At 46.0% G+C, this 5013-nt stretch carries 5 protein-coding genes; 4 read left to right on the top strand and 1 reads right to left on the bottom strand.

What is annotated here, in order from left to right; translation table 11 throughout:
• On the bottom strand, positions 1–1170 hold a 1170-nt coding region (locus tag ACEW8S_RS14390; protein ID WP_373518830.1), incomplete at its 3' end, for a DUF5103 domain-containing protein.
• A gap of 175 nt (positions 1171–1345) precedes the next feature.
• Here ACEW8S_RS14390 and ACEW8S_RS14385 point away from each other — a divergent pair.
• The 4 genes from ACEW8S_RS14385 to ACEW8S_RS14370 all read left to right on the top strand — a co-directional run.
• Complete coding sequence (locus ACEW8S_RS14385; RefSeq protein ID WP_373518829.1) at positions 1346–2698, top strand: Na(+)-translocating NADH-quinone reductase subunit A; 1353 nt, start codon at positions 1346–1348, stop codon at positions 2696–2698.
• A 3-nt stretch (positions 2699–2701) separates the two neighbouring features.
• Positions 2702–3985, top strand: coding sequence for an NADH:ubiquinone reductase (Na(+)-transporting) subunit B (locus ACEW8S_RS14380; protein WP_373518828.1), 1284 nt, complete (start codon positions 2702–2704; stop codon positions 3983–3985).
• Positions 3986–3987: 2 nt separating this feature from the next.
• Positions 3988–4737: a Na(+)-translocating NADH-quinone reductase subunit C gene (locus ACEW8S_RS14375; RefSeq protein ID WP_373518827.1), complete on the top strand. Its 750-nt coding sequence runs from the start codon at positions 3988–3990 to the stop codon at positions 4735–4737.
• A 1-nt stretch (position 4738) separates the two neighbouring features.
• On the top strand, positions 4739–5013 hold a 275-nt coding region (locus tag ACEW8S_RS14370), incomplete at its 3' end, for an Rnf-Nqr domain containing protein (RefSeq protein ID WP_373518826.1).

Below are 5013 nucleotides of genomic sequence, written 5' to 3'. Positions count from 1 at the left end.
ATACACCAAGATCAGATACTCGTTTTCCGTAAAATGAAAATTACCGCTGACCGTGTTGAGGTCGATTGTTCCGTCTTCGCGCTTGATTGCATATTTATAGTTATAGAAGCCCTGCTTTAATTTGATGCTGCCTTCCATAAGGCCATTGTCTTCGTTATAGGTCAATTTATTTTCCGGGGCCAGGGCATAGTTGTTGAACTTTCCGTAGACGTAGACCTCGTCAAGCTTCAGAAGTTCTTCGTAGGGCAATGAGAAATGAACGTTGGTATATTCGGCCTCCCTCGAATTGTTTTCACCTTGAAGGGTACGTACGACATAATCACCATTGATATCCGGAAAATAGGTGTAAACCTTATCGAATCGGTAGTTGTCGGTAAAAAGATAATGCTCGTACAAGTCGGCCACTTCAATACGGGAAATCTGCGCAGTGGGTGCCCTTAGATCGCTGGTATCGAAATTAAGGTATTCGTTGCCCCCAAAAAAACTGGTCTCCCCATCGTATTTGTAGACCATTTCGGTGCCCAAAATGTACTGGGGTTCTATATTGAAAAGGGCAGTTTGCCACTGATAGTTCTGCAGTATGGCGACCTGCACCGTTTTTTTTGGGTTGACCAATGAAAAATTGCCGTGGTTGATATTGAACTGCACCACCTGCTTTTCGTTCAGAAAATTGAAATTTCGGGAGCGTTTTACCGTCGCCGCCACTTTAACCGCATCGGTGTACACTACGAACCTTCGCGAAAATTGCAATTCATAGCTGTCGTTGTATATTTCGAGTACGTAATTGCCGCTTACTTTGAGGCTGAGATTTTCATTGGGTATCGTTAACCGGTAATTCGAATATGGTTGCAACGTATTGTAGCTATTTTCGTAATCGACGATCCGCTGATTGTCGACCCCGTCCAGATATTGCGATTTTAAAAGTTGTGAGGGCGTCCAGTCGTAATCGCAGTGAACGATTTTGTAGTAATAGTCTTGTTCGTTGGCCAGCGTATCGTCGAATTCGAGCCTGATAGTCTCCCCGAGCATAAGTACGGGAAACTGTTCTCCTGTCGGTCCGCCGAAGATAACGGTCTTAATGTTTTTGGGGGGATTTACCTCTGGCTGTACCTGGGAAAATAAGGAGGTTGTAAAAAGAAGTACCAGAATTTGTTGAAGGCTTAGGCGCATTTTTCCACTATTTTTTGGGTAAAGGTAAACAAAAAGTGATCCTATGGAATTCGGATCGTCAAACGACCTAAATTTATGGGCAATTATTATGAAAACTTTTTTTTAAGTAGTATTTTTGACGCGAATTTTACGGAGTCCGACGCTTTGGATTCCTTAATATAAGGTCGACTACAATATGTCAAAAGACATTAAGATCAACAAAGGCTTGGACATACAACTTGTCGGTGCCGCAGAGCAAAATACCTCAAAAGCCGTTCTGAGTAATGTGTACGCCATAAACCTAAACGATTTTCATGGACTGACCCCGAAAATGGTACTCAAGGAAGGCGCCGAGGTTAAAGCCGGTGAGGCCCTTTTTTACAATAAAAATAAAGAGGATATGCTTTTTGTATCTCCCGTTAGCGGTGAGCTTATCGAAATCGTGCGTGGGGCCAGAAGGCGTATCCTTAGTATAAAGATACTGGCGGACAAAGAGCAGGTAACCGTGACGAATAGTATTTTGGATGTTGAAAAGGCATCCAAGGACGATGTCAAGGCCTATCTGCTCAAAACAGGATGCTGGCCGTTTATCATTCAGCGTCCGTATTCCATAATCGCCGATCCCGATACGAATCCAAAGGCGATATTCGTTTCCGGTTATGCGACCGCCCCGTTAGCCGCGAATCTTGACTATATACTACAAGGCAGGGAAAAAGAACTACAGGCCGCCATTACCGTTTTGGGGAAACTTACGGCTGGTAAGGTGCATGTTTCCGTAGGAAAATCGTCCAGTTCCCCTTTGGCCGGACTTTCGGGCATAGAATTGCATAAGGTTTCCGGCCCGCATCCGGCAGGCTTGGTCGGTACCCAGATCAATAAGATCGATCCCATCAATAAAGGGGAAACGGTCTGGACGGTCTCCCCGCAAGACCTCGTCATTATCGGCGAAATGGTGTTGACCGGTAAATTCAACCCCCAGCGTACGATTGCGTTAGTAGGGTCATCCGTCAAAAAACCGCACTATTACACCACGAAAATCGGTACCGAGATATCCACGTTCCTATATGCCAGCGGGGTGAATGAAGGGCGGTTCAGGGTCATAAACGGCGATGTGCTCACAGGTGCGAAATCACGGCAAGACGGTTATCTAGGCTACTATAACAATACGGTAACCTGTATTCCCGAGGGCGACGATTACGATTTCTTCGGATGGAACAAACCCGTTTTCAACAAGATTTCGGCTACAAGGGCCTTGACTTTTTCATGGTTGCAGCCCAATAAAAAATATGATCTCGATACGAATACCAATGGCGAACACCGGGCTTTCGTCGTTACGGGCATGTACGAAAAGGTCTTTCCGATGGATATTTATCCCCTGCAGCTTTTAAAAGCCTGTATGGTCAAAGATCTTGATGAAATGGAGCAATTGGGACTCTACGAAGTGGCCCCCGAAGATTTTGCGCTTACGGAATTCGTTTGCGTTTCCAAACAGCCCCACCAACAGATTATTCGGGAAGGATTGGATTTGCTACAAAAAGAAATAGGATAAAAGATGAGTGATAAAAGACTGACTTTCAAGAAAAGGCTACACATTTTAAAGCATCATTACCGCGGTAAGAAAATGGCTCCGGCCTTCAATGCGCTGCACACATTTCTGTTCACGCCCGACGAAACGACCCATTCGGGATCCCACGTTCGGGCGGCGGATGATTTGAAGCGTACGATGAATACGGTGATCATGGCACTGATACCGGTGCTGTTGTTCTCGATGTTCAACGCAGGCTATCAGCATTTTGCGGCCATTGACGCCGCAAGCGGGGTGGTCAGGGAACTTTCCGTATTCGGTAATTTTTTGACTTGGGACAACTTTTGGATCGGTATCATCAAGGTACTTCCCTTGGTCGTAGTTTCGTATGGTGTCGGTCTTCTTGTGGAATTTATTTTCGCCGTTATCAAGGGCCATGAGGTAGAGGAAGGCTATTTGGTTACCGGAATGCTGGTGCCCTTGATCGTACCTATCGATACGCCCCTTTGGATGTTGGCCGTTGCCGTGGTTTTCGGTGTGGTAATAGGAAAAGAGGTTTTCGGTGGTACGGGTATGAATATATTGAATCCCGCGCTAACTATTCGGGCATTCCTGTTTTTCGCCTATCCTACCTGGATGAGCGGCGACAAGGTATGGGTACATGAAGCCGTTGAGCGCGCCGGCGGTCCCGATGCCATTTCGGGGGAAACTATATTGGGCTATCTGGCACAGAACGATGCGAGCTCATACACCTATTCCCTTTCGGATATGTTCTTCGGATTTATTCCCGGTTCGGTCGGGGAAACCTCGACCTTTTTGATACTGTTGGGTGGTCTGTTCTTGATATTCAGTAAGATTGCCAGTTGGCGGATCATGCTCAGTGCAGTCATCGGTTCTTTGGCCATGGGTCTAATTTTCAACGGCGTCGTCGATCAGGGATGGATCGGTGACACCAGTAAATTCTATGGCTTGATGAGCTTCCCGTTTTGGCAGCATCTGATTGTGGGCGGTCTGGCCTTCGGTATCGTCTATATGGCTACCGATCCGGTGACCGGTTCGCAGACCAACCGTGGAAAATGGATCTATGGCTTCTTCATCGGATTTTTATCCGTCATGATACGAGTGTTCAATCCCGCATATCCCGAAGGTGTTTTCTTGGCCATCCTATTGATGAACGTTTTTGCCCCTACCATTGACCATTATGTCATCCGCGGAAATATAAAACGAAGATTGAAACGATTGAAAAACGCCACGGTGCTACCTAAGGATTCGGAAGGCGAGGAAAAGGAACTTCAAGTAGAAACTGCATAATTATGGCAATCAATACGGATAAAAATGTCTATACGGTGGTCTTTGCCGCTATCATGGTCGTCGTTGTCGGCTCGTTGCTCGCGTTTTTGGCCTCGGGCCTGAGCAGCCGCATCAAAGAAAACGAACGCTTTGAGAAACAGCAGAACATTTTGTACGCCATGGGGGTCAACGATAATGTTGAGGATGGTGGGGTTAGTTTTATAGGAACCGATGTGGTCGAGGACCAGTTTTCGAAATACATCAAAAAGCAGCTGGTCATCAAAGGGGATAGTGTCATCGACAATAACGAGGCCTACCTTATCGATATGAAAAAACAGTTGGCATTGTACAAAAAGGGAGAAACGCCCGAATTGCCGCTTTTCATCGGTGAAAAGGACGATAAGGAGTTCTATATCATCCCCATGTACGGAAAAGGACTTTGGGATGCCATTTGGGGGTTTATCGCCCTTGATACTAATATGGTAGTGCAAGGGGTGTTTTTTGATCACAAAGCGGAAACGCCCGGCCTAGGTGCGAATATAAATCAACGCTACTTCATGGATGATTTTACAGGGGAGAGTATTATGCAAGATACGCGGTATTCAGGCATCAGCGTCGCAAAAGGCAACAACGACCCGCTGAACGATCGCAAAGAGGACAACAAGGTCGATGCTTTGGCAGGCGCGACCATTACCGGAAACGGGGTTTCCGCAATGATTTCCGAAAGCGTAAACTTATACAAAGAGTATTTAACCAAAATAAGCAAGAACTAACATGGCACTATTGACAAAAAAAGATGTTAGCCTTATAACAGATCCTTTGGCGGACAACAACCCGATAACGATTCAGGTATTGGGAATCTGTTCGGCATTGGCGATTACTGCGGAATTAAAGGCCTCTGTAGTAATGGCGATTGCGGTATTGTTCGTAATGGGACTTGGCAACGTGGTCATTTCTTTGATGCGTGACATTATCCCTTCCAAGATACGGATCATCGTACAGTTGATCGTGGTCGCTACCTTGGTGATCGTAGTTGATCAAGTGCTCAA

Source organism: Pricia sp., assembly GCF_041745955.1.
GTDB lineage: Bacteria > Bacteroidota > Bacteroidia > Flavobacteriales > Flavobacteriaceae > Pricia.
This window is presented reverse-complemented; position numbering and strand designations above follow the sequence as displayed.